General features: G+C 65.9%; 15 protein-coding genes. 7 read left to right on the forward strand and 8 right to left on the reverse strand.

Features of this window, described 5'->3' with window-relative positions:
* Nucleotides 1-10: 10 nt before the first annotated feature.
* From fhuB to K675_RS0129335, 5 genes are read right to left on the reverse strand one after another with little or no spacing between them, the layout of a single operon-like run.
* Nucleotides 11-2,008, reverse strand: coding sequence for a Fe(3+)-hydroxamate ABC transporter permease FhuB (fhuB, locus tag K675_RS0129315; protein WP_198291707.1), 1,998 nt, complete (start codon nucleotides 2,006-2,008; stop codon nucleotides 11-13).
* Nucleotides 2,001-2,948 carry an ABC transporter substrate-binding protein gene (locus tag K675_RS0129320; RefSeq protein ID WP_017907022.1) on the reverse strand — a complete coding sequence of 316 codons (948 nt, stop codon included), beginning with the start codon at nucleotides 2,946-2,948 and terminating at the stop codon, nucleotides 2,001-2,003. Before K675_RS0129320 ends, fhuB begins: the two co-directional genes overlap by 8 nt.
* The gene (locus K675_RS0129325) at nucleotides 2,945-3,760 is read right to left on the reverse strand and encodes an ATP-binding cassette domain-containing protein (RefSeq protein ID WP_017907023.1); all 816 of its coding nucleotides are present in this window, start codon (nucleotides 3,758-3,760) and stop codon (nucleotides 2,945-2,947) included. The genes K675_RS0129320 and K675_RS0129325 overlap by 4 nt, the downstream gene beginning before the upstream one ends.
* Nucleotides 3,757-5,469 carry a cyclic peptide export ABC transporter gene (locus K675_RS0129330; protein WP_080635426.1) on the reverse strand — a complete coding sequence of 571 codons (1,713 nt, stop codon included), beginning with the start codon at nucleotides 5,467-5,469 and terminating at the stop codon, nucleotides 3,757-3,759. Before K675_RS0129330 ends, K675_RS0129325 begins: the two co-directional genes overlap by 4 nt.
* Nucleotides 5,470-5,475: 6 nt before the next feature.
* On the reverse strand, nucleotides 5,476-7,632 hold the full coding sequence (locus K675_RS0129335; RefSeq protein ID WP_017907025.1) for a TonB-dependent siderophore receptor: 2,157 nt from the start codon (nucleotides 7,630-7,632) through the stop codon (nucleotides 5,476-5,478).
* A 161-nt stretch (nucleotides 7,633-7,793) separates the two neighbouring features.
* On the opposite strand from K675_RS0129335, the gene K675_RS0129340 reads away from it, so the two are divergent.
* Together K675_RS0129340 and K675_RS0129345 are read left to right on the forward strand one after the other, a co-directional pair.
* On the forward strand, nucleotides 7,794-8,612 hold the full coding sequence (locus tag K675_RS0129340; protein WP_017907026.1) for an AraC family transcriptional regulator: 819 nt from the start codon (nucleotides 7,794-7,796) through the stop codon (nucleotides 8,610-8,612).
* Between the two features lie 344 nt (nucleotides 8,613-8,956).
* A complete protein-coding gene (locus tag K675_RS0129345) occupies nucleotides 8,957-9,451 on the forward strand; it encodes a hypothetical protein (protein WP_017907027.1) in 495 nt (164 codons plus the stop codon).
* Between the two features lie 89 nt (nucleotides 9,452-9,540).
* Here the strand turns inward: K675_RS0129345 and yghU are convergent, their stop codons facing one another.
* Both yghU and K675_RS0129355 read right to left on the reverse strand, forming a co-directional pair.
* The gene (yghU, locus tag K675_RS0129350; RefSeq protein WP_017907028.1) at nucleotides 9,541-10,419 is read right to left on the reverse strand and encodes a glutathione-dependent disulfide-bond oxidoreductase; all 879 of its coding nucleotides are present in this window, start codon (nucleotides 10,417-10,419) and stop codon (nucleotides 9,541-9,543) included.
* Nucleotides 10,420-10,476: 57 nt separating this feature from the next.
* Complete coding sequence (locus K675_RS0129355; protein ID WP_037007381.1) at nucleotides 10,477-11,439, reverse strand: LysR family transcriptional regulator; 963 nt, start codon at nucleotides 11,437-11,439, stop codon at nucleotides 10,477-10,479.
* Between the two features lie 178 nt (nucleotides 11,440-11,617).
* Here K675_RS0129355 and K675_RS0129365 point away from each other — a divergent pair, with 178 nt between their 5' ends.
* Nucleotides 11,618-13,147: an MFS transporter gene (locus K675_RS0129365; protein ID WP_017907030.1), complete on the forward strand. Its 1,530-nt coding sequence runs from the start codon at nucleotides 11,618-11,620 to the stop codon at nucleotides 13,145-13,147.
* Nucleotides 13,148-13,150: 3 nt separating this feature from the next.
* On the opposite strand, the gene K675_RS0129370 is transcribed toward K675_RS0129365, so the two are convergent.
* Nucleotides 13,151-13,792, reverse strand: a complete 642-nt coding sequence (locus tag K675_RS0129370; protein WP_017907031.1) for a TetR family transcriptional regulator — start codon at nucleotides 13,790-13,792, stop codon at nucleotides 13,151-13,153.
* 81 nt (nucleotides 13,793-13,873) lie between these two features.
* Between K675_RS0129370 and K675_RS0129375 the strand changes: the two genes are divergently transcribed.
* The 4 genes from K675_RS0129375 to K675_RS31950 all read left to right on the forward strand — a co-directional run bounded on the left by K675_RS0129375 (nucleotide 13,874) and on the right by K675_RS31950 (nucleotide 22,200).
* Nucleotides 13,874-14,539: an O-methyltransferase gene (locus K675_RS0129375; protein WP_017907032.1), complete on the forward strand. Its 666-nt coding sequence runs from the start codon at nucleotides 13,874-13,876 to the stop codon at nucleotides 14,537-14,539.
* Nucleotides 14,540-14,992: 453 nt separating this feature from the next.
* Nucleotides 14,993-15,667: a polysaccharide lyase family 7 protein gene (locus K675_RS0129380; RefSeq protein ID WP_017907033.1), complete on the forward strand. Its 675-nt coding sequence runs from the start codon at nucleotides 14,993-14,995 to the stop codon at nucleotides 15,665-15,667.
* Nucleotides 15,668-15,844: 177 nt separating this feature from the next.
* Nucleotides 15,845-21,763 carry a hypothetical protein gene (locus tag K675_RS0129390; protein ID WP_157384016.1) on the forward strand — a complete coding sequence of 1,973 codons (5,919 nt, stop codon included), beginning with the start codon at nucleotides 15,845-15,847 and terminating at the stop codon, nucleotides 21,761-21,763.
* 2 nt (nucleotides 21,764-21,765) lie between these two features.
* On the forward strand, nucleotides 21,766-22,200 hold the full coding sequence (locus tag K675_RS31950; RefSeq protein ID WP_157384017.1) for a hypothetical protein: 435 nt from the start codon (nucleotides 21,766-21,768) through the stop codon (nucleotides 22,198-22,200).
* The last annotated feature ends 172 nt before the right edge of the window (nucleotides 22,201-22,372 follow it).

Consider the following 22,372-nt stretch of genomic DNA (forward strand, 5'->3'; position numbering starts at 1 on the left):
AGCGAGCCGGTCACTGCCTGCGCCGGGACAGCATCAACAGCACCAGGTAAGGCCCGCCCAGCAGTGTCGCCACCAGCCCCGCCGGCATCTGCTGGGGAAAGATCATCTGCCGGCCGAGCCATTCCGATACCATCATCAGCACCGCGCCCAGCAGCGCCGCTACCCATAGCTGCTGCAGCGGCCGCCGGGCACCGGCCAGACGAGCAATATGCGGCGCCAGCAGGCCGATGAAGGACAGCGGCCCCACCAGCAGCGTAGCCATGGTGGTGAGCACGCCGGCAAACAGCAGGATCAGCAAACGCGCCCGGGCCACCGGCACGCCGACACTCGCCGCCGCCCCCTCGCCCAGCGAAAACGCCTGGAGCCAGCGTGAGAACAGCGGCGCCAGGCACAAACCGAGCACCAGCACGCCTGCCGCTGCCCAGGCCAGCACTGCCGGGATGTAATAGGTCGAGCCGGTCACCAGTTGCAGCATCAGGGCGGCACGCGGATCGCCGCTGGCCAGCGTCGCACTGACCATCGCCTGGAACCAGGCACTGACGGCTACGCCGATCAGCAGCAGGCGCTGCGGGGTGAAGGTACCCCGTCCCAACCACAGCAGGCCGCCCAGCGCCGCCAGGGAGCCAGCCAGGCAGGCCGTGAACAGCAGCGCCGGTGTCGGCTGACTGACGGCAAAGACCACGACGACGATACCCAATGCACCACCGGAGCTGACCCCAAGCAGATCGGGACTCGCCATCGGGTTGGCGGTGGCTCGCTGCAACAAGGTGCCCGCCAGCGCCAGGAGGCCGCCCGCCGCCATGGCCAGCACCGTGTGTGGCACCTGCCAGAACAGCAGCCCCTGAACCTCGGTCCAACTGGCGATGGCCCAGCCATCCAGGCCCCGCGCCACCGCAAGCGACAGGAACAGCCCGACCGCCAGCAGCCCCGCCAGCCACAGCCAACGCCGGAAAGTAAAACCTGAGCCCATCGGCCAAGCCGGTTTCCACTGACTGGAAATACCGCTGCGCAGACGCGGCAACAGGGCGACCAGCAACGGCACGCCCAGCAGCGAAGTGACCGTGCCGGTGGGAATCAGGTGCGCCGAGAACACCTGGGTGGTCGAGATCAGCAGGACCACCTGGTCGGTGACCCAAAGAATCGCCGCACCGATGCCGGCCGAGCAGAACAACCGCTGGTACAGGGTCCGAGCCCCGAGCAAACGGGCCAGGGCCGGTGCCGCCAGGCCGAGAAAGCCGATCACGCCAACCTGGGCCACCACCAACGCGGTGAGCACCACGGCTACCAGCAGCGCGACCAGCCGGGTTCGCTCCACCTTGGCGCCCAGGCTGCGCGCCGTGCTTTCACCGCTGTCGAGCAACGCCAGTGGCCGGCGTATCCACCACACGGTCAAGAACGAGCCAGCCAACCCGGCCAGCAGATGCGTACTGGGCTGCCAGCCGGCCTGCTCCAGCGAACCACCGCCCCAGATCTGCAAGCCGAGCAGAAAGTCGAAATGCACCAGCGCGATCGCCAGGCTGACCGCACCACAATAGAGATTGACCACCATGCCGCAGAGGATCACCGCCATCGGCGACAACCGCTGCGGCCAGGCCAGTGCCAGTACCACCAGCACGGCCAGTGCGCCGCCGACGAGCGCGACCAGTTCGCGTCCGGCCGCCCCGCCGTCGTACAGCGTGTACAGCGCCAGTGCCAGATAGGCCCCCGGAAAAATGCCCAGGGTCATCGGCTCGGCCAGGGGATTGCGCAGCACCTGTTGAATCAGCGTACCGGCCAGGCCCAAGGCGGCACCGCACAGCAGAGCCATGGCGACCCGGGGCAACAGCGACTCATGCAACAAGACCTGGGACAGGTTTGCAGGGTCCGGCCTCAGCAACGCCGACAGCCAGGAAGCACCGCCCAGGGTCGCACCCACCTGCCACAGTGCCAGCCCCGCGGCCAGGGCGAACAGGACGGCGAACAGCAGCAGGCAGCCCCGCGGAATAAACGACAAACGAAAACTAGACACTCGCAGGCTCCTGATGGGCCATTGGGTACAGGGCCGCCTCGACCGCACGGGCGAAGCGTTGCAGGGAAACCAGTCCGCCATAGGGGGCGATCACCGGCATCAGCGCCACCCGCCGGTCACGCACGCAAGGCAATGCCTGCCACACCGGACTGCGCCTGAACGCCATGTCGACACCAGGCGCCAACGGCCCCACCAACAGCAAATTGACCTCGGGCAGCGCAGCGATGCGTTGCAGCGGCACCAAGGCATAACCCGCCGAGTTGCTCACCCAAGGAGTGGCGGCGGCATCACCCGGATGCGCGACATTGTTCACCCCGATCCGCGACAGCACCGTGTCGAACAGGCTGCCGGCGCCATACACCCGCAGGTGATGCTCATCCACCGCATCGGCAACCAGCACCGGCCGAGCCAGCAGATCCGGCCGGCTGGCCAGGCGCTGGCGAACCGTATCCAGCAACTGTTCGGTGTCGTTGACCAACGCCTCGCCTCTGGCGGCGCAGGCGAGCAGCGCGGCCATCTGCCGGGTCTCCTGCTGCAAGGCGGGGTAAGGTTGTGCCGCGCTCATGTAGCCGCCAAAGGTGGCCGTCGGCGCCAGACGCTCAAGCATCGACTTGAGGCCGACATGCCCCGGCGTCAGGATCAGCAGGTCCGGCCGCAGTTGCCCCAGCAGCGTGAAGCTGGGCTGGTACAACAGCCCGACATCGATCACGCCCTCCGGCAACGGCGGCTCGACGATGGTCCGGCGGTACCAGTCCGGCAAGGGCAAGGCGATCGGCACCTGCCCCAGGGCCAACACTGTTTCGGCCAGTTCCCAGCTCAACGGCACGACCCTGGAATACACCGGCGCCCAGGCCTCTGCCCAGGCACCAGCGACAGCGCAGGCCGGAACGACAGCGGCAAGGCCTTGCAGGAAGGCCCGGCGATTGAATCCGGCACTCATCGCGCGAACCCGATCAGGCGGCCACTGGCCGGGTCCGACAGCACGCCCATGGGCACCCCGTAGACCTGCTGCAGATGATCTTCGTGCAGCATCTGTTCGGCGTTGATCTGCAACTGCAGCCGACCCTCGCGCAGTGCGATGATCTCGTCACAGAAACGGGCGGCCATGTTCACATCATGCAGGATGATCACCGCCCCCATGCCACGCTGTCGGCACAGCGAGCGAACCAGCTCGAGCACCGCCAGTTGATGGCCGATGTCCAGGGCCGAGGTCGGCTCGTCGAGCAGCATGCAACGGCAGTTCTGCGCCACCAGCATGGCGATCCAGGCGCGCTGGCGCTCGCCACCGGACAGGCTGTCCACCGCGCGCTCGGCATGCTGCGCGACATCGGTGGCGTGCATGGCCTGCTCGACCCACTGCCGGTCCTCGGCGCCGAAACGTCCCAGGGCGCCATGCCATGGATGACGCCCCAGGGCCACCAGCTCGCGCACCAGCAGGCCGTCGACCTCTGGCGGTTGCTGGGGCAGATAGGCGATCTGCCGGGCGAAATCCCGTGACGACCAGCCCTGCACCGGCTTGCCGCCCAACTGCAGCAGCCCGGCACTGGCCGGGTGCTGGCGGGCCAGCAGCTTGAGCAGCGTCGACTTGCCCGAGCCGTTGTGGCCGATCAGCCCATAGATCCGCCCCTGCCGAAGCGAGAGGTCCATCGGCTGCAACAGGGTGCGCGAGCCGACCCGCGCACTGACACCCCGCAACCGGTACAACTCGTCGCTGCCAGCGGATGCGGCGACGCCTGGCTCAATCATGTTCATCGAACGGACAGCTCCTCTGGGCTGACGGTACCGGGGATATCGGCGACCACCTGGCCGCTGTCGAGCTTGATGCAACGGTCGGCCAGGGCGAAGTAGCGATCATCATGGGTAATCACCAGCACCGCCTTGCCCCGGGCCTTGAGGTCCGGCAACAGGGTTCGGTAGAACACCTCCTTGAACGCTGGATCCTGGTCGGCCGCCCACTCATCGAACACATAGAACGCCCGGTCTTCGAGCAGCGCCACCAGCAACGCCAGGCGCTTGCGCTGGCCCTGGGACAGGTTCAGCGTGGTGAAGGCGCCGTTCTCGATGCTCACCTTGTGCTCCAGTTGCAGCTCCTTGAGCAGCCGCCGAGCCTGGGACTCCAGATGGGGCGGCATCACCCCCAGCAGCGTATCGAACAGGAAGAAGTCACTGAACACCGTGGAAAAACGCTGGCGATAGGCGTCACGATTGCCCGCCCCGACCGGCTGGCCGTCGAGCAGCACACTGCCGCCCTCGCCCTCGTACAACCCCACCAGCAGCTTGGCGAGCGTGGTCTTGCCACTGCCGTTGCCACCAATCAGGTAACTGACCTGTCCCGGCACGAACGCCAGGTCGATCGGGCCGAGCATGAAGTAGCTGTTTTCCTTCTCACGGAAATACCGGTGCGTCAGACCCCGCAGCTCGATGCGCTGGAAGCCGGCGCAGGCGCCCTGCTCACCCGCGACCTCGAGCGGCAACTGCTCCTCCAGTCGGGCAATGCGCTCCAGCGCGATACGCGCTGAACCCACTGTCGGCAAAGCCGCCAACAGCCCTTCGATCGGCAGGATCATGTACAGGAAGATCATCGCGTAGCCGGACATCACCTGCTGGTCGACCCCGTAGCTGCGCGCCAGCACGAACAGGGTCAGGCCGATGAAGGCGAACAACACCAGGTTGCCCCAGCTCGAGGCGGCGCTGAACAGCACGTAGCCCAGGGTACGTTGCACCCGCACCGACTCGATGTGCGGCGCCAGCGTGTCGTTGACGAAGGTCTGGCGCCGGGCCCGATGCAGCTTGAGTTCCTTGGCCCCGTCGAACAGCGCGCGAAACTGCTGGATCAGGTCGTCCTCGCGCTGGCGGGAGCCGCGCAGGTGCTCCAGTGCCCGGCTGTTGACCAACAGGAAACCCGCCGCGCCAACCGCCACGGCCAGCAGCGCGAACAGCAGGATCTGCCAGGACAGCCAGCCCAGGTAAGCCAGGCAGCCGATGATCACCGTGCTCTGCATCATGATCGTCGGCAGGTTGATGAACAGCACCACCAGCGTGTCCAGGTCACCGGTGAGCACCGCCAGCGGCCGCCCCCCACCATGGCGCTCCAGATGGGCGTAGGACGCGTTGGCGATATGACCGATGGTGCGCAGGCGCACGCTGGCCTTGGCCCGCTGCCCCAGGTACATGAACAGCGTCTGTGAAAGCAGGCGCAAGGCCAGTACCCCGATGCCGACCAGCATGAAGTGCAAGCCCAATTCACCCAGTTCATCACCCCGGGTCGACAGCGACTGGTTGATCAATGCGACCAGCGCGGCGCTGCCAAAACCGGCAACCAGGCTCGCCGCCGCCGCGACCAGCAACAGCCGGCGCGAGCCCCGCAGCAGGCCCAGCAGCAAGGCGAACGGCGTCCCGCCGGATCCCGGCCAGTGGAGCTGGCCGGGGGTGGATGGATCGGAGGTTCGAGTCGAAGTCATGGGCGGTCAGTATTTCACTCGCAGGGTCAGGGTCGCGTTGCGTGGATCGCCGTACAGGCCGTAATAGCTGGCCGGTACCCGGGCGTAGTAGGTACGGTCGAGCAGGTTGTTCATGTTCAGCGCCAGGTCGAGGTTGTCGTTGACCTTGTAGCCGACCAGGCCATCGAGCACTGCGTAACCGCCCTGGTAGCTGACCTCGTTACGCGTGGTCTTGCTCTGGGCGCGGATACCCCCGCCGACACGCCAGTTGTTCAGCAGGCCGTCCTCGAAGTGGTAGGTGTTCCAGAGCTTGAGCAGGTGCTTGGGCTCTTCCGGGTCCTGGATGCCATTGGAGCCGGCCGCCGCCGTTCCCAGCAGGTTGGTCTGCAGGTAGGTGTAGCCAGCCTGCACGTCCCAGTTCGGCAGTACCTTGCCGGTGACTTCCGCCTCGAAGCCACGGCTGCGTGCCTTGCCCTGGGCCAGCCAGCGCCCGGGGTTGGCGTCGTCGGCGACCGGCCGGTTCTGGTCGTCGATCTGGAACACCGCCAGCGTTGCGCCCAATCGACCGTCGAGGAATTCGCCCTTCAGGCCGACTTCAGCCTGGTGCCCGGTCCGCGGCTTGAGCACCGAGCCGCTGGCCGTGGTCTGGAACGCCTGCGACGGGGTGAAGATGTCCGAGTAGCTGCCGTAGGCCGACAACCAGGAATTGAGGCTGTAGACCACCCCGGCATAGGGGGTGAACTTGTTCTGGTCAGGGTCGTTGACCGTCGCCCCGTTCGACGGCAGCAGGCTCTGGCGAGAGCTTTCGTAGTGGTTCTGGCGACCGCCCAGAATCAGCGACAGGTCGTCCAGCGGCTTGAAGGTCACCTGGCCGTAGACACCATATTGGCTGGTATCGGAAGTGGTACCGGAACGGTACGGAATATCGCGGTTGGTCACCTCGATGTTATCGATGTCGACCACCCCGCCACTGGTCCCGCCCGACAGGCTGTGCTGGTGGCTCTCGGCGTAGTTGACCCCGAGCATCAGTTCATGGGTACGGCCGAACAGTTCGAACGGGCCATTGACATAGGAATCCACACCCACCCAGCGGTAGCGGTCCTGCTGGCGTTGCAGCCAATAGTTGGCGGTACGGTCGAGGTTGACCTGGCCATTGATGTAGCCATATTTGGAGGTGATTTCCGAAGTGCGGTAGTTGACCGCCGTACGGTTCTGCCAGCCGTTGCCGAACAGGTGCACCAGGTCGGCATAGATCTCGGTCATGTCGGTGTCGGCATAACTCCAGTCGGTGCCGTAGAAGCCCGAGCGCTTGCCATCGACGAAGCTGCCGTTGCTGAAGGTCGACAGCCCATAGTCCAGGCCATTGAGGTTGATCTTCTGCTGGGCCATGCCGACAGTCAGTTCGGTATCCGGATCAAGGTCGAAGGCCAGCGAGCCATAGATCAGGCCCTGCCCGGTCTTGCCGTCATCCTGGAAGCCACGCTGGTCCTGGCCGCTGAAGCCGAGTCGGCCACGGATGTTGCCACTGTCGGTCAGCGGCCCGGTGACATCCCAGGCGGTGCGGTAGTTGTCCCAGGAGCCTGCCGAAACCGAACCTGTGAGGCTGAAAACATCCTGCGGGCGCTTGCGCACCAGGTTGACCGTGCCACCCGGGTTGCCGAAGCCTTGCAGCAGCCCGGCCGGCCCACGCAACACCTCGATCCGGTCATACAGCGCCAGGTCGAACTGCGGCAGGTATTGCAGGCCGTTGTTCGCCGGCAGGCCGTCGAACTGCACTTCGGCGGCATAACCACGGGACTGGAAGTAGCTGGTGCCGTCGCCGTAGGTCACCGCCGTGATCCCGGGGGTATTGCGCAGGGCCTCGTCGACAGTGGTCATGGCCTGGTCGTCCATGCGCTGGCGGCTGATCACCGTCACCGAGGCGGGCACATCCCGGGGCTGCGCCGGTACCTTGCCAACCGTCACCAGCGACGGCTTGTAGCTCTGCGAGCCTTCAGTCGTGGCAGCCTCCTGTGTAAGCTGGTCACCAACCACCTCGGTCTGCGGCAATACCGTCTGGGGCGCAGCCTGGGCCTGCCCGACCGCCACGGCCAGGGCCAGCGGAGCCAGCAGAAGCGGCCTGAACGCCGGCAGGCGGTGGTTCCGGTCAGTCGCCAGGGGAAGATGCGCAAAGCGTTCAGTCATACTTCTGCTCATGTAAGTTGTTGGCTCAAGTTATTGTAAATGCGATTGGTTTGCATTAATTTTGCCAGTCTGTTTACTGAGCTTCAGGACAACTTGTATCGATGAAAGGACAGAGTTGGCGCATTTCTGCCGCTCATGGGCCATCCGCACAAAAAGCGGCCATGAACCAGCACCGCGAGTTTCCCGAGGACGCTCCAGCGCTGGTCGTGCGGGCCTACGACTATGCGTCCGGCGCCAGGCAGCAGCCCCATTCCCACGCCCGTATCCAACTGATGTACTCGCCCAAGGGGTTGATGCGCGTCAGCACCGAAACCGGTGCCTGGACCCTCGCACCGATGCGTGCGCTGTGGATACCGGCCGGGGTCACTCACGAAGTGCAGATGGTCGGGGAAATCTCCATGCGTTCGGTCTATCTCGACCCGCACGCGGTGCCCTGGCGCTGGGACGAATGCTGCGTGCTGACCGTGACGCCGCTGATGCGCGAGCTGATCCTGATGCTCAACGACAACCCGAGCCTGGCCGAAACACCCCGCCAGCAGGCTTCGGGGTTGCTGGTGCACCTGCTGGCCCAGGCCTCGCGCCAGACCAACAGCCTGCCCATGCCGCTCGACCGGCGCCTGCGGCGGGTCTGCGATGCCATCCTGCAAAGCCCGGACAACAACGACACCCTCGAGCAATGGGGTGAACGCATCGGCGCCAGTTCACGTACCCTGGCCCGACGGATGAAGGAAGAAACCGGCGTGACCTTCCACCACTGGCGCCTGCAGGTGCGGGTCGACGAAGCCATCTGCCGCCTGGTACAAGGCGTTTCGATCAACGAAGTGGCCCAGGCCCTCGGCTATCGCAGCTCCAGCGCCTTCATCTACATGTTCCGCAGCCTGCTGGGCAGTACACCGGCGCAGTACGTGGAAAAAATCCTTTCGGGCGCGCCAGGCCCGGCCAATGAAGACGCCGCCGCCGGGCTTGTCGGGGCTGGCTGAACGGCATTGACGGACATATCCCGCAGCCCTGCGCAAGCCAACGGTTACGGACAAACCGGGTGGCCCTTTCCCAGCCGAGGCGAGGAAATCACCGACTAGCCCACCCCGCCACAGCGGAGCAATCATCTGCTCTGGTTCGCTGTCGTCGACAGCACCTGCCCACGTGGTCGCGATCCTTGAGGCCACGGTACGCCTACGCGTATTGATCGCCTGAAGTTCGCTCAGTATTCGGAAGCGCGAACGGTCGTCGATACCCTCGCCGACCGAATACACCACATCCCCCCTGACGGAGACCCCTGCCGTCAGGCGGTGTCTGCGTCGTTCGCGAATGAAAAGGAGACACCATGGATGCAAAAGCCTCGCTGCACGAACTGCTGGCAGCGTTCACATCAGACCTGAAAAACACTGAAAAACACCTGAAACAGTCGATTACGGATGTAGGAAGCGAGTTTCGTGGCTCCCTTAACAATATCCATAAAGCACTCAAGGAACAGGGTAAGGAAGTGCAGAGCCGGCTTGAACGGCAAGGCGAGCAGATCGCCGCTATCCACACCTTCATCGGCGAGCAGTTCAACGAACTCCGCTGGTCGAGGGAGACAGCGGCCGGCGATCCTTGCGGTGCAACCGAAAGGAAAGTCCCTGACCTTCCCGACGTTGGGCCGGTCGATCAGTTGGAGGAGATCATCGACGAGAGAAGTGTTCGTCTGGAGGCCGCCATCCGGGGTCTCAATTCGAAAAACCGACTCATCCAATGGCAATTGGGGATCGTGGCCTTCAGCGTGGCATTGCCCTACGTGCACCTCGCTTTCGAACGGTTCCTGGCGCTATGCCAGCTTTGACCCACCGCTGTACCTCGGGCTGACCGAGGTCGCTTGACCCTTTGCTCGCCCACCCGGGCGAGCAAAGGTTTTCCCCGAAGGGCATGCCGTCAAGCCCGAGCGGCAGCCAGCTTGTCTTCGGTACGGGTATCGAAGTCCGTAGCGTCATGCCGCTCGCGCAGTTGGCTGGACAGCTCCCCGGACACACGGTTGACCATCCGCCCCCGCTGTACCGCGGGACGAGCATCGATGGCCTCGGCCCAACGCTGCACGTTCGGATACTCGTGTACCGACAGGAACTCTGCCGCCTCGTAGAGCCGCCCCTTCACCAGGCCACCGTACCAGGGCCAGATGGCGATATCGGCGATGGTGTATTCATTGCCGGCGATGTACTCGGTGACCGCCAACTGCCGTTCCAGCACGTCGAGCTGGCGCTTGGTTTCCATGGCGAAGCGGTTGATCGCGTATTCGATCTTCATCGGTGCATAGGCGTAGAAGTGCCCGAAGCCACCGCCCAGGTAGGGCGCGCTGCCCATCTGCCAGAACAGCCAGGACAGGCACTCGGCACGCGCCGACGGCTCGCTCGGCAGGAACGCGCCGAATTTCTCCGCCAGGTATTGCAGGATCGCCCCGGACTCGAACACCCGGATGGGCTTGGCCCCGCTGCGGTCGAGCAGCGCCGGGATCTTGGAGTTCGGGTTCACCGCGACGAAACCGCTGCCGAACTGCTCGCCTTCACCGATGCGGATCAGCCAGGCATCGTATTCGGCCCCCTCGTGCCCGAGCGCCAGCAATTCCTCCAGCAGGATGGTGACCTTCTGCCCGTTGGGGGTGGCCAGGGAGTACAACTGCAACGGGTGACGACCGACCGGCAGCTCCTTGTCATGGGTCGCGCCGGCGATGGGCCGGTTGATGTTGGCGAACTTGCCGCCATTCTCGGTATCCCAGGTCCAGACCTTGGGCGGCTGGTAATCCGATGAATCACTCATGTTCGGTACTCCTTGGTTTCCAATGGGTAAAGCGTTGGCGTGCCAGGGTACGAACCCCTAGCGCACCGTTGAATTGTCATTTCTGCGTGAGTACAGACAGTCCTGTGCCAGGGTCGCCCGCATCAGCGTGGCTTCCTGCTCCAGCCGCTCGCACATGAAGTCGACGAACACGCGGATCTTGCGCGACAGTTGCCGGCTCGACGGCCAGACGATGCTCAGCGTGTCCGGGGGAATCAGGTAGCCATGCAGCAGGCAGTGCAGCGAGCCGTCGGCCAGGGCCTCGCGGGCCAGGAAATCGGGGAGGGTGCCCAGGCCGAAGCCCTTGAGCAACGCCGCCCGGACCATTTCCATGTTGTTGCTGACCATCACCGTGCGGGTCCGCGGCTCGCGTGCACCCTCCTCGCGCAGCAGCGGGAAGTCCAGCAACTTGCCGTTCTTGAAGTAGCGAAAGCGAACCGCCAGGTGGCCGTCCAGCTCGGCCGGGGTCTGTGGCACGCCATGCCGGTCCAGATAGGACGAAGCCGCGCACAGCACCGGCTGCACGCCGGGCAACGGGCGGTGCATCAGGCGCGAGTCCGGCAGCTCGCCACTGCGGATGACCACGTCCACCCCCTCCTCGATCACATCCACCAGCTTGTCGCTGAAATCCAGGTCCAGTTCGATCTCGGGATAGGCCTCCATGAACGCGATCAACACCGTCTGGAACAGGTGGTAACTGGCCGCCGGCATGCTCACGCGCAGGCGCCCGCGCGGGATTTCGGTGGACTGCGACAAGGTCGCCTGGGCATCGTCCAGCTCATCGAGGATACGTCGGCAGCGCTCCTGGAACACCCGGCCCTCGTCGGTCAGGCTGAGGCTGCGGGTCGAACGCTGGAACAGCCGGACGCCCAACTGCTGCTCGAGCCGGGTCACGCCCTTGCCCACGGCCGACGCCGACAACCCCAGCGCTCGGCCGGCCGCGACGAAACTGCCCAGTTCCGCTGTGCGGATGAAAGACATCAAGCCACTGAGTCGGTCCACCAGCCCTCCCATTCGATCGTTTTATTCCGTTATAGGCGGAATTCTTACCGTTTTTAACTCGATTACCCGTTCCTTATCATCCTTGCACGTTCTGTCGACCACGGTAAACCACCGGAGAGTCGACGTGGTTACCTTCAACTCCGGGTGCGCCATCGGCCCGACACAAGGATGCAACTTCATGTCCACCCTACTGCTGCAGCAACGGCTGATCCTGCTGGCGGTGTGCATCACCGCCATCACCATGCCCTTCAACTTCACCGCCCCCGCCGTCGCCCTGCCGGCCATCGGCCAATCCTTCGGCGGCTCGCCCATGGAACTGAGCTGGGTGACCAATGCCTTCATGCTGACCTTCGGCAGTTGCCTGATGCTCGCCGGTACATTGGCTGACAGCTATGGTCGTAAAAAGATCTTCATCGGCGGTGTCAGTGCCTTCGCCCTCCTCGCCGCGATCCTGCCTTTCGCACCCAGCCTGGTGCTGTTCGACGTGCTGCGCGGCGCCCAGGGCCTGGCCGCCGCGCTGGCCTTCTCCGGCGGCATGTCGGCGCTGGCCCAGGTGTTCGACGGCCCGGGCCGTCTGCGCGCATTCAGTTTCGTCGGTACCAGCTTCGGCATCGGCCTGGCCGTTGGTCCGGTGGTGGCCGGCGCCATTATCGAGGCGTTCAACTGGCAACTGATGTTCCTGCTGATCACCGCGCTGGCCGTGATATCCCTGGTGCTGGCCGGCCGCTACATGCCCGAGTCGCGCAATCCCGACGCGGCCGGTATCGACTGGCCCGGCGCCCTGACCTTCACCTGGGCACTGGGAATCTTCACCTTCGCCATTCTCGAAGTACCGGAGAGCAGTTGGACCAACCCGTTGGTGCTCGGACTGTTCGCCGTGGCGCTGCTGTCCTTCGTCGCTTTCGTCGCGATCGAAAAGCGCGTGGCCCAACCCATGCTCGACCTGAGCCTGTTTCGTTACCCGCGTTTCGTCGGCGTGCAGTTGCTCGCGGCCGCCCCGGCCTATTCGTTCGTGGTGCTGCTGATTCTGCTGCCGATCCGTTTCGTCGGTATCGAAGGCATGAGTGCGATCGCCGCCGGCTGGCTGCTGATCGCCCTGTCGGCTCCGCTGCTGGTGCTGCCGATCGTTGCCGGCCATCTGAGCCGCTGGCTGTCGCCGTCGACCTTGTCCGGCACCGGCCTGCTGGTCTGCGCCGCCGGGCTGTACTGGCTCGGCCAGGTACCGGTGGGCGGCGGCGCCACTGAACTGGCCTGGCCGATGCTGGTGATCGGCACCGGCATCAGCCTGCCCTGGGGACTGATGGATGGCATGGCGGTGAGCGTGGTACCCAAGGAACGCGCCGGCATGGCGACCGGCATCTTCAGCACCACCCGGGTGGCCGGCGAAGGCGTGGCGATCGCCGTGGTCACCGCGCTGCTGTCGGCCTACACCGCCGGCAACCTGGCCGGGGCGGCGGATGGCGACCTGGCCAATGTGGCCGGCGCCGCGCAACACCTGGCCACCGGCAACCTGGCCGGCGCCGAACGACTGCTGCCGGATGCCGGGCGTGAAGTCCTGGCCGCCGCCTACAGTGCCGCATTCAGCAGCCTGCTGTGGGTACTGACCCTCATCACGGTGCTGACGGCAGCGGTGGTGTTCCTGTTCCTGGACCGGGGAGCCGCCGAGGACACAACGGCCGACGACGCGACACTGGACCACGCAGCCTGACGCTCAGGCGTCCTCGACCGCTCCGAGGCCTTTCAGGTAGGCGCAGAACATGTCCGCCATGGCCTCGGCGTAAACCTCGATCTCAGTCTCGGTCCGTGGGCTTTCCGAATAGGTCTTGCCCACGGAACCGAGGGTCATGCCGATCAACTCGCAGGCCAATGCCCGAGTGACCGCCGAGGCCTCGGGCAAGGTCTCCTGCAAAAACCACTCGAAGATACGCTGGCCCGCCGCCCGAACCTCACGGGCCTGCGGGGCATCGCGATACAGCGGTGCCGCGTCACTGAGCGCCACGCGCACCGCGGCCTCATCGCATTCGGAACGGACAAACGCGTGCACCAGGCGGCGCAGGCGCGTCAGTGGCGGATGCCCGCGGTCTTCGAGGATGCCGCAAAGCATCGCGCTGGTCTGTTGCCACTCATCACGCTGCAGGCGAAACAGAATCGCCGCCTTGTTCGGAAAGTACTGATACACCGAACCGACACTGACACCGGCCCGTTCCGCCACGCGGGTCGTGGTGAAGCGATGCATGCCCTCCTGCGCCAAAACCTGAACAGCCGCCTGCAGAATGGCTGCCACCAGATCATTGGAACGTGCCTGTTGAGGCTCCTTGCGTGAAGTAATCCGCGGGTTCTGGCGTTCGCTCATGGGAATGGCTCGCAATGCGAATAGAAAATGCGAAGGTTCATTCGCATTATAACCACTCACCCAACACGCCAGGAAAACCCCATGAGCACCCTGACCCAAGCCCCCCTCGCCGCCCTGCTGGAGCGCCTGTTCACCGAGGCTGAAGCGAGCTCGCCCATGAACAGTTCGGCCTTCGCCAGTGTCTCGGGCGAAGAGCGCGACCGACTGATGCGCAGCAAGACCGACTACCTGGAGCTCTACACGCAGTTGAAAGACTTCCCGCTGGCCGTCTCCCGGGAAACCGGCGCCCTGCTCTACCTGCTGGCCCGCAGCGGCAACGCCCGGAACATCGTCGAATTCGGCACCTCGTTCGGCATTTCCACCCTGCACCTGGCCGCCGCCCTGCGCGATAACGGCGGCGGACGCCTGATCAGCAGCGAATTCGAGCCGTCCAAGGTGGAACAGGCGAAGAAGAATCTCGCCGCCGGTGAATTGGGCGACCTGGTGGAGATTCGCGTGGGCGACGCCTTGCAGACCCTGGCGACGGACCTGCCGGAGCGGATCGACCTGGTCCTGCTCGACGGTGCCAAGGCACTGTACCCGCAGATCCTGGCCTTGCTGGAAAGCCGCCTGAGGCCGGGCGCGCTGATCATCGCCGACAACGCCGACTACAGCCCCGAGTACCTGGCGCGGGTCCGCGGTGACGGCTCGGGCTATCTGTCCGTGCCCTTCGCCGAGGATGTCGAACTGTCCATGCGCCTGGGCTAGCCCCCTCCTGCCTGGGCCCCCTTGTGGGAGATTCCATGGTTCTGCGCAAGACTTGAGGGCCTCTTCGCGGCGGTCCGACGTTACGGTGAGTCCTGCGCCCACCAGATACGAGCCAGGCGCGATCTCTGTGGGGTTACGGTGAGTCTGCTCCCACAAGATACGAGCCTGACGCAATCTCTGTGGGAGCCGGCCGGGCGGCGCTCCGCTTGCTGGCGATCCGCCACAGGCGGCCATTCAGCCCACTCAGCGGCGCCCGGCACCCACTCTCACCAGCATGTCCACTGCCTGCGACAAACGGCCGTCCATGCGTCGCCTTGATCGAGCGTACGGCCAACGGGCGAGTCACAACCTGAGCATCGCCACGGCCGAGAGCGGCAGCGGCATGTGGCTATGCCCCAAGGTCGCCAGGCCATCCGGCCAGGCCGATGATCCTTATCGTCAAGGAGCTCAACCATGACCGTAAACATCAGCAATCTCACGATCGCAACCCCGGTCGCCACCTCCGCCACCAACCCCGTGGCCCTCGAACTCAATGGCGCGCAGGCCCTCGCGCAGTTTCCCAGCGTGATCCAGGTGCTGCCGGACGGCTCGCTGCAGTTCAACGCCCCCACCAAGGGGGCGGCGAGCAAAAGCACCCACCGCACCCGCTGCGAATGGAAGGAGTCGATCTACTGGTCACTGACCAGCGCGGCAGAGCACATCAACGATCAGGAAATGACGGTGACCAAGGTCAACTCCGCGCAGAAGGTCGTCATTTCACAAATGCACGTGAAAGGCGATGACAGCCCGGCGGTGAAGGTGTTCTGGAACAAGGGCAACATCACCCTGGGCTTTCGCCAGAGCTACAACCAGCCGGATCCGGTGAACAGCACGGTGCTCAAGGGCGTGCCGCTGGGCGCGAAGTTCAGGGTCAGGATCCATGTGACGTCGCGGGGCGTGGTACGCGTGACCGTCGACAGCAATGGCGCCACGGGCATCTCGGGCGACCTCCAACTGGATGCCAGCTGGAACACCCAGCTATTCGACTTCCACGGTGGCGTGTACAACCAGATCGACTTCACCGACGCGACGCCGGCCGAGGATGGCTCGATCTGCATCATCAGCGATCTTGCGATCAGCCATCTCTAGGCTCAAGCCGCCGAAGTCTTCCGGCTGCCGGCCTGTTCGCGACGGTGCGGCGAGCCCACAAGCCCGCGAACAGGCCACAGTCCAGGCACAGGCCAGCATCCCCTACCTATCTACCGCCTGCCGGGATTGCTCGCGCCCTAGCGTGCCCGATTCGAACCACGCATCGGAGCCACGCTCATGTCCCTACCCGCTCAATCGCCCCCAGCCACTGAACCGGCCTTGCCCCCCACCCTGACCGAACATCGACGCCTCGGCGCCGCCTACGCGGACACGTTCGCCCGTGAGGACGCCTCCGGAAAAAACGCCACCACGCTGCCACCCGGCGAACTCGTCGACAGGATCCGGGGCAACCTGGCCAGGCGCCTGGCCGGCTCCGGGCCGGTCCCCGAGGACATCCTCGCCCTGTTCAACGAAGCGAACCTCAACCTCCTCACCGACGGCCTCGATGCGCTGGCGCTCGCCCTGGAGCCGCACGTGCGCACGTCTATCGTCGTCAACGAGTGCCTGCGCAGCGCCGGCAACCAGCGCGAAGCGATCGCTTGCGTCGCGAAGCTGTGCCAACCCGCCAAGTCTCACCGCCAGATGATTCATCCAGGGGCTCATGTCACCGTCGATGGCAAGGACGCCGAAGACACCCCTGTGAGGATGCTGATCCCGCTGGCGCTGTTCCTGAGCGATACCACGAACCGCTACGCCATCAGCCGCTGGGAATACCCCTACACCGACCTGGCGCAACGCGTGCTGCTCGACCCGCTGTTTCGTGCGCACTGGCGCAGACTGCCCGCCAGCGGCCATGACCTGGCCCGGGTCAATGCCAGCAGCGACAGCGATATCCACGGCATGATGGGCAAGCTGGCGCGACAAAGAACCTTTGCCGGCGCTCGCCCGAAGACCTCGCAAGCCATCCTGGCCACCTGCGAGCGGCGTTTCCAGCGCTTCGCGCAAAGCGGCCACGCGCCCTTCAGCGATCCCCCCACACTGGCCCAGACCCTCGGGCTGGCGCCGCCGCACGAGCCGCTCGCGCAGACCGCCCGGGACGGCAAGGCCGGTACCGCCCTGGTCATCTATCGCGATGCGGCGATCCACCTGCAGGATGCCTGCAACGCGTTCCGCGAGGAAAACCGGCTACCGGAAGGCTTTCTGCAGGACGAGAGACACGCCGGGCCCAGTGCCTACTGGCAGCGGATCAGCGCCCCTGCGCTCAGCCGTTGCCGGCAGGCTCACGCCCTGCTGCAGCACCTGCCAGGCCTCTCGCTGCCGAACCTCGACAGCCTGCAGGCGCCCCCGCCATCGGACGATCACCGCGCCAAGGCCAGCGCACTCGCCGGCGGGCTGTCCAATGACGCCCTGTTGGCCGCAGCCAGCCGGCAATACGACTACTCCATCAGCAATGCCGGCCACCTGCTGAACCTGATGATCCCCGCGGATATCCGCGCAGCCCTGGACGGCACACGAACGGTCGACGAGGCCCGCGCCACGCTGTCCATGCTCTGCCGCCGGCCGGCCTTCCAGCAGGAGCTGACGGATATCGCGGGCACCCCCGTTCAGTCGGCCGAGGCCGCCTGGACGATCCTCTCCAGGCTGGTGCTCGCCACCGGGCTCGCCGCCGATTGGGCGAGCGACAACGGGCAGGCGTCCCTCGCCGCCTTCCTCGCGCCGGGCATGACCGAACAGCGGATGGACTTCCTGCCGGGCGTGTTTACCCGGGTGCTGCTGACCCAGGCCTACGACAACCCGCGGGACTGGCGCCCCGGCCGGCTCCCGCGCGACGGGCTGCCGGTGCTGGAAAGCCCCGCGCTGCCGGCGGACAACGGCCGGCAGGCAACCAACCTGGCGATGCTCACCGGCACCCTGAAGAGCACCGCGTCCAGGCGCCCGACGGCCTCGTCGCTGCTGGCGGCCCTTGGCGTCCCCGAGCGCTCGACGCACCTGCCGGCGCACTGGAATGCCGTCGACGACTATCAATTCCTGCGTGCCTTGCCGCACTTCTCGACCCTGGCCGCGAAGATCGCCACCGGCAACCCCGACACCGCGGTTTCGCCGGGGCAACAGGCCCACCTGCTGATACAGGCACTGCTGTCCGTGCTGGAGCCCGACGTCACGGGCCCATGGCAACCCGCTGGGGAGCTGGCCCCACCGACGGTCGCGGCTGGCCAGGGCTGGCAGCAACTGCGCGACAACGCCCTCGACGACATCAGCCGGCAGTTGCTGGATCAACGCAGCGTCGACGACTCGCGGCAGGCGATGTTCCTGGCCCGCCTGCTGCTGCAGCGCGAACGCCCCGAGTGGTTTCTCAAGGACGTCGAGAGCATCCGCAACGACTACGCCCGAGACGCCGCCTCCATCACCTGGCGCTATGCCACGCGCCTGTGCGAGGCGCTGGCGCCGCGCTCCACCCTCGGCCGGAGCCTGGACGAAGTCGTCGGCCTGGCCGGGGCACTGGAACGACTCGGCGGGGTCCGCGCCCTGTTGCCGGACACCGCCAAGCCCCAGGCCACCGACGAACATGAACTCAGTGTCCTCAGCGGGCTGCTGATGGCGCAGTCCACCCAGGCCTGGGGGAAAAGCTGGGAAGCCAGGGACGCCGTGCAACTGCTCGGCACCTTGAACGGGGCCGAGCAGACCTACCAGTCCCTGCTCAACCACCTCGGTGCCGGGACGCCACCGGACCTGATGGCCATGGCCCGGCAGGCACTGCGTGACCTGGAGGCCGACCCGGACGAGCGGGTGCAGATCACCGAACAGGCGGACACCCATTTCAACTTCGCCCTCTCGCCCAACCACGTGGTGAGAAGAAACAACCCGGTCTGGACCGTCTCCGCCGCGCAGCGATTGCTGATCAAGGATGCGGGGGTTTTCCCGCAGAGCCGTGCGACCGTGGTCAGCCGCTACCGGCAGCAGGTCACCCGCTACGCCGACGAGCGCCTGTTCCTGGTCGAGATGCAGATCACCCAGACCCTGCGGCAGTTGCCGGCACAAACGCTGAAGCGGCTCGACAGCGACCGCTGGCGGGTGCACCAGTTGTCGTCGCGCAATGCGCAACTGTATCGCGAAGGCGTGCTGGCGGTGGTGGAGATCGCGCCCGGTGGAGACCGGCCACGGCTCTATCTGGCGGCCCGCAAAACCGCCTCCGGCGCCTTCCTTTTACAGCCGGAGAACGTCGAGGCGCTTGAAAAGAGCGAAGAAGGTGGCCCGCTCGACACCGCACTCAAATACAACCTCGTCGTGCAGGTGGGCGGCAAGATCATCAAGGCGATCAGCCAGGCGGCCCAGGAAGTGCCCGTCGAGGGCATCGGGCTGGTGCCGGGCGCCTGGCAGGACGGCAGCCCCGAGGCCAGCCGCACCAGCATCCACCCGCTCGACCCGGGCAGTTCCGGCTGGAAACTGGCCCGCCAGCTGGCCAGGCCCCTGTGGCTCGACCCCATGGACTGGGAAGCCGCGCACGAGGTCGAGAAAAAAGGCCGCGCGCCCTGGCAGAGCGGCACCACCTTCAGCCTGTGGTCGCTGATCCCCCTCTACGACTACTTCAACAAGCCGGTGGCCGAGCGCGGCGAGGAGGACCACCGCTCGGCACTGTTCGACGTGGGCACGCTGTTCGCGCCCGGCACCGGCCACGCCAGCAAGGCGGTGTCGCTGCTCGCCACCACGGCCTTGAGCGCGGCCCGGGCCGGGGTCCTGAGAACCCTCGGCCAAGGGCTCACGCTCAAGAGCGTGATCGGTGGGCTGCAAGGGGTGATTTGCGCCACCGCGTCCCCGCTGTTTCGCCAGGGCCTGAGGGCCGGTGGCTTGCAGTTGAGCCAGGCGGCCGGCGAAACCCTGCTGAACCTGTCGCCGGTGCCCCTGCCCGGCACGCACTGGTTCGGCAAGCGCGCCCACGAACTCTGGCAATCGCTGCCCGGCCTGGAGGCGGCCGAAAAGGTGGCGAAGGCCAGCAACACCCTGGCGGCGGCCAGGGACATCATCGCCAACCGTATCCGGCCGCCACAGCAAGGCAATATCAGTGAATACGCCATCCACGATGGCGAGGCGCTCATCAGCCAGGCCAGGCGCCATCTCTTCAACGACCACCTGACGATCTACCACCTCAGGCAGGGCCAGGACACCGAGCGCTGGCTGATCCACTACACCGATGACACCCGCATCGAAAAAGTCTACGAGATCAAGGGCAACTTCAACCTCAAGAACAACTACGTGGAGATCATCGACCCCGCCAGCGGCAGGAACGTGATGACCGCGGAAAACCGCGCCGGGGTATGGTGGCGCGTCAGCCCCAGGGGCGGGGGCAGCAATGGACGCAAGATCACCTTCGAAATCATCAGGCGCTGGCAGGCCATCGTGAAGGCCGATAGCAGCAAGGCCACGCTGAAGTTTCAGGCCGAGTTCGCCAGGTCCCAGGGGCTCAAGGCAAGAAGCCTCTGGGAATACGTGTCCACCACCGGCGAACTGGCCGACGAGGGCAAGTTCCTGCAGGCCGAATTCGAAGGCCGGACCTTCACCCCACCCACCGTGGCGCAACTGAAGGAGTGGCGGGACATGCCGCCGGCCGCTCGCGGCAAGACCTCGCAGTTCCAGTTCGCGATGGACCGCGGTATCCAGCTGCGCACCCTGATTCGCAACGCCAGGAAAAACGGTGAACTGACCTGGGAAGGGCAATATGCCGTCGACCTGGCGGAAGGCCGCACATTCCGCGCGCACACCCAGGAAGACCTGACGGCATGGCGAAACCTGGCGCCCGGCCACTCCCAGCCCTGGTACCGCTTCGCCCGCGAACGCGGTCTCAACCCGAAGACCTTCTCCCGCCTGGTCAACCGCGGCGGCAGGCCGGGTGGCGCGCTGAGTGCCGTGGGCGAGCATGCGCTCAAGCAGAAGCAGGGGCACACCCTGCGCGAGATCACCGTCCAGGATATCGAGGCCTGGCGGGACATGCCGGCATCCGAGCGCCAGCAGACCAGCCGCGAGCGATTCGCCACGGGACGCAACCTCAACCCGAACCTCTTCGGCAGGTACATCACCACCGAAGGCACGCTCAAGCCACTCGGAGCATACAGGGTCAACCTGGCCGCGGGCGTCCAGTACCACGAGTCGACCGTGCAGGAGATCATCGAGTGGCGCGATCTGCCCAAGGCCGAGCGCGAAAAGACCTCCCGGGACCAGTTCGCCCTGGACCGCAAGATCGACCTGCCCAACTTCCAGCTCCATGCGAAGGCCAACGGCGAACTGACGGTGGCGGGTGAGGTCAGGATCAGGGATGGCGATGAAACCTTCCAGGCCCTCACCGCCCGCGACCTGATCGACTGGCGGGATATGCCCGAGCCGGCACGCGGGCTGACCGACCGCAAGACATTCGCCCTGAGTCGCGGGCTCAACCCCAGGGTCTTCGCCGATGAAGCGCAGGCAAGCGGCGAACTCAAGCCGCTGGGCCAGTTTCGGGTCGAGAAGGCCGACGGCGTGGTGTTCCACGAGATCACCGCCCAGGAGCTGACCGAATGGAGAGACCTGTCCCGGGCCGAGCGCAAGGCGACACCCTGGCACCGGTTCGCCCTGGACCGGCGCATCGACCTGAAGACCTTCAAGCAATTCAGCTACGCCACCGGCAGGCTGACCGACATCGGTGAATTCAAGATCAACGCGGCCAACCGCCAACAGCTCGCCGGCCCCTCCCGCGGGCCCTCGCTCACGCCGGCCGGTGAGCCGCCCGCCAAGCGCGCCAGACCCACCCCGTCGGCGCCGCTGCCGCTGGCCCAGGCCAGGCAGCACGTGGCCCACCGCGCCATCGAACTGCAAGCGCAACTGCCCTCCTACACCCGAGACAAGACCACCATGGCCGTGGCGCTGTTGAACGACCCCGAAGGCCGGCAGATTGCCGTCATCGCCTCCAGCAACCCACGCGGCTACCTGCCCAGGGGGGTCGAGGTGAAAGCCCAGGAACGCTTCATCCGTGGCAATCTGCACGCCGAAGCCGACATTCTCGAATGGGCGGCCCAGAACCGCCATACGGTCGCCGTGATTGGCGCGGGCAGGCCCATCTGCGCCCCCTGCGCCCACTTGATCGAACAGGCCCACGCCGTCCCCGCGACGCCACTGAAAAAGGTATGAACATGAACACTCGACTCACCACGGTGGCAGCCGACCTGGTCGACTGGGCCGAAAGCCTGCCGGCCAGCCGCAGAAAACCGGTCGCCTGCGCGATTGCGCAATGGGCCTGCCACCAGGCCCGGGTCGCCGACCTGCTCGGCGAGGCCACGCTGCAACGCCTGCTGGCGGCCAGCTACAGCGCCACGCCGCAGGAGCGCGCGATGCTGGACCGCAGGGCGCAGGAACTGGACGAAGAGTACTTTGCCAGCGCGGATAAAGATGATGTTACGGCGCCAGCCCTGCTCCGCTTCGAACAGGCCAGGGCACTGCGCTCGCTGCTGCACGCCTGCGACGCACAGGACCTGCCGAACCTGTGCGACGCGCTGTACGAAGCGCAGGCGGTGACCGACGACCTGCAAGCCTTCCGCCAGTTGTGCAGCGCCTGCACGGCCGCATAGATACCTACCGCATCCGCACGCCGGGCCGCACCTAGTGTGTCCGATTCGAACCACGAATCGGACACCCGCCCATGCCCAACGCCCCCGACACCCCCACCCGCGTTCCCCCGCTCGCGCGCTCGACGCGCAACCATCGCCTGATCATCGGGCAACTGCCATCCTGGCTCCCCGC

The sequence above is a fragment of the Pseudomonas fuscovaginae SE-1 genome (genome assembly GCF_000364705.1).
GTDB lineage: Bacteria > Pseudomonadota > Gammaproteobacteria > Pseudomonadales > Pseudomonadaceae > Aquipseudomonas > Aquipseudomonas fuscovaginae_A.

Coding starts and splice junctions, on each gene's coding strand:
- K675_RS0129345 (WP_017907027.1), top strand. CDS start 8,957: ATGGATGCAAAAGCCTCGCTGCACGAACTGCTGGCAGCGTTCACATCA.
- K675_RS0129380 (WP_017907033.1), top strand. CDS start 14,993: ATGACCGTAAACATCAGCAATCTCACGATCGCAACCCCGGTCGCCACC.
- K675_RS0129330 (WP_080635426.1), bottom strand. CDS start 5,469: ATGACTTCGACTCGAACCTCCGATCCATCCACCCCCGGCCAGCTCCAC.
- K675_RS31950 (WP_157384017.1), top strand. CDS start 21,766: ATGAACACTCGACTCACCACGGTGGCAGCCGACCTGGTCGACTGGGCC.
- K675_RS0129320 (WP_017907022.1), bottom strand. CDS start 2,948: ATGAGTGCCGGATTCAATCGCCGGGCCTTCCTGCAAGGCCTTGCCGCT.
- yghU (WP_017907028.1), bottom strand. CDS start 10,419: ATGAGTGATTCATCGGATTACCAGCCGCCCAAGGTCTGGACCTGGGAT.
- K675_RS0129390 (WP_157384016.1), top strand. CDS start 15,845: ATGTCCCTACCCGCTCAATCGCCCCCAGCCACTGAACCGGCCTTGCCC.
- K675_RS0129375 (WP_017907032.1), top strand. CDS start 13,874: ATGAGCACCCTGACCCAAGCCCCCCTCGCCGCCCTGCTGGAGCGCCTG.
- K675_RS0129365 (WP_017907030.1), top strand. CDS start 11,618: ATGTCCACCCTACTGCTGCAGCAACGGCTGATCCTGCTGGCGGTGTGC.
- K675_RS0129340 (WP_017907026.1), top strand. CDS start 7,794: ATGAACCAGCACCGCGAGTTTCCCGAGGACGCTCCAGCGCTGGTCGTG.
- K675_RS0129335 (WP_017907025.1), bottom strand. CDS start 7,632: ATGACTGAACGCTTTGCGCATCTTCCCCTGGCGACTGACCGGAACCAC.
- K675_RS0129325 (WP_017907023.1), bottom strand. CDS start 3,760: ATGAACATGATTGAGCCAGGCGTCGCCGCATCCGCTGGCAGCGACGAG.
- K675_RS0129370 (WP_017907031.1), bottom strand. CDS start 13,792: ATGAGCGAACGCCAGAACCCGCGGATTACTTCACGCAAGGAGCCTCAA.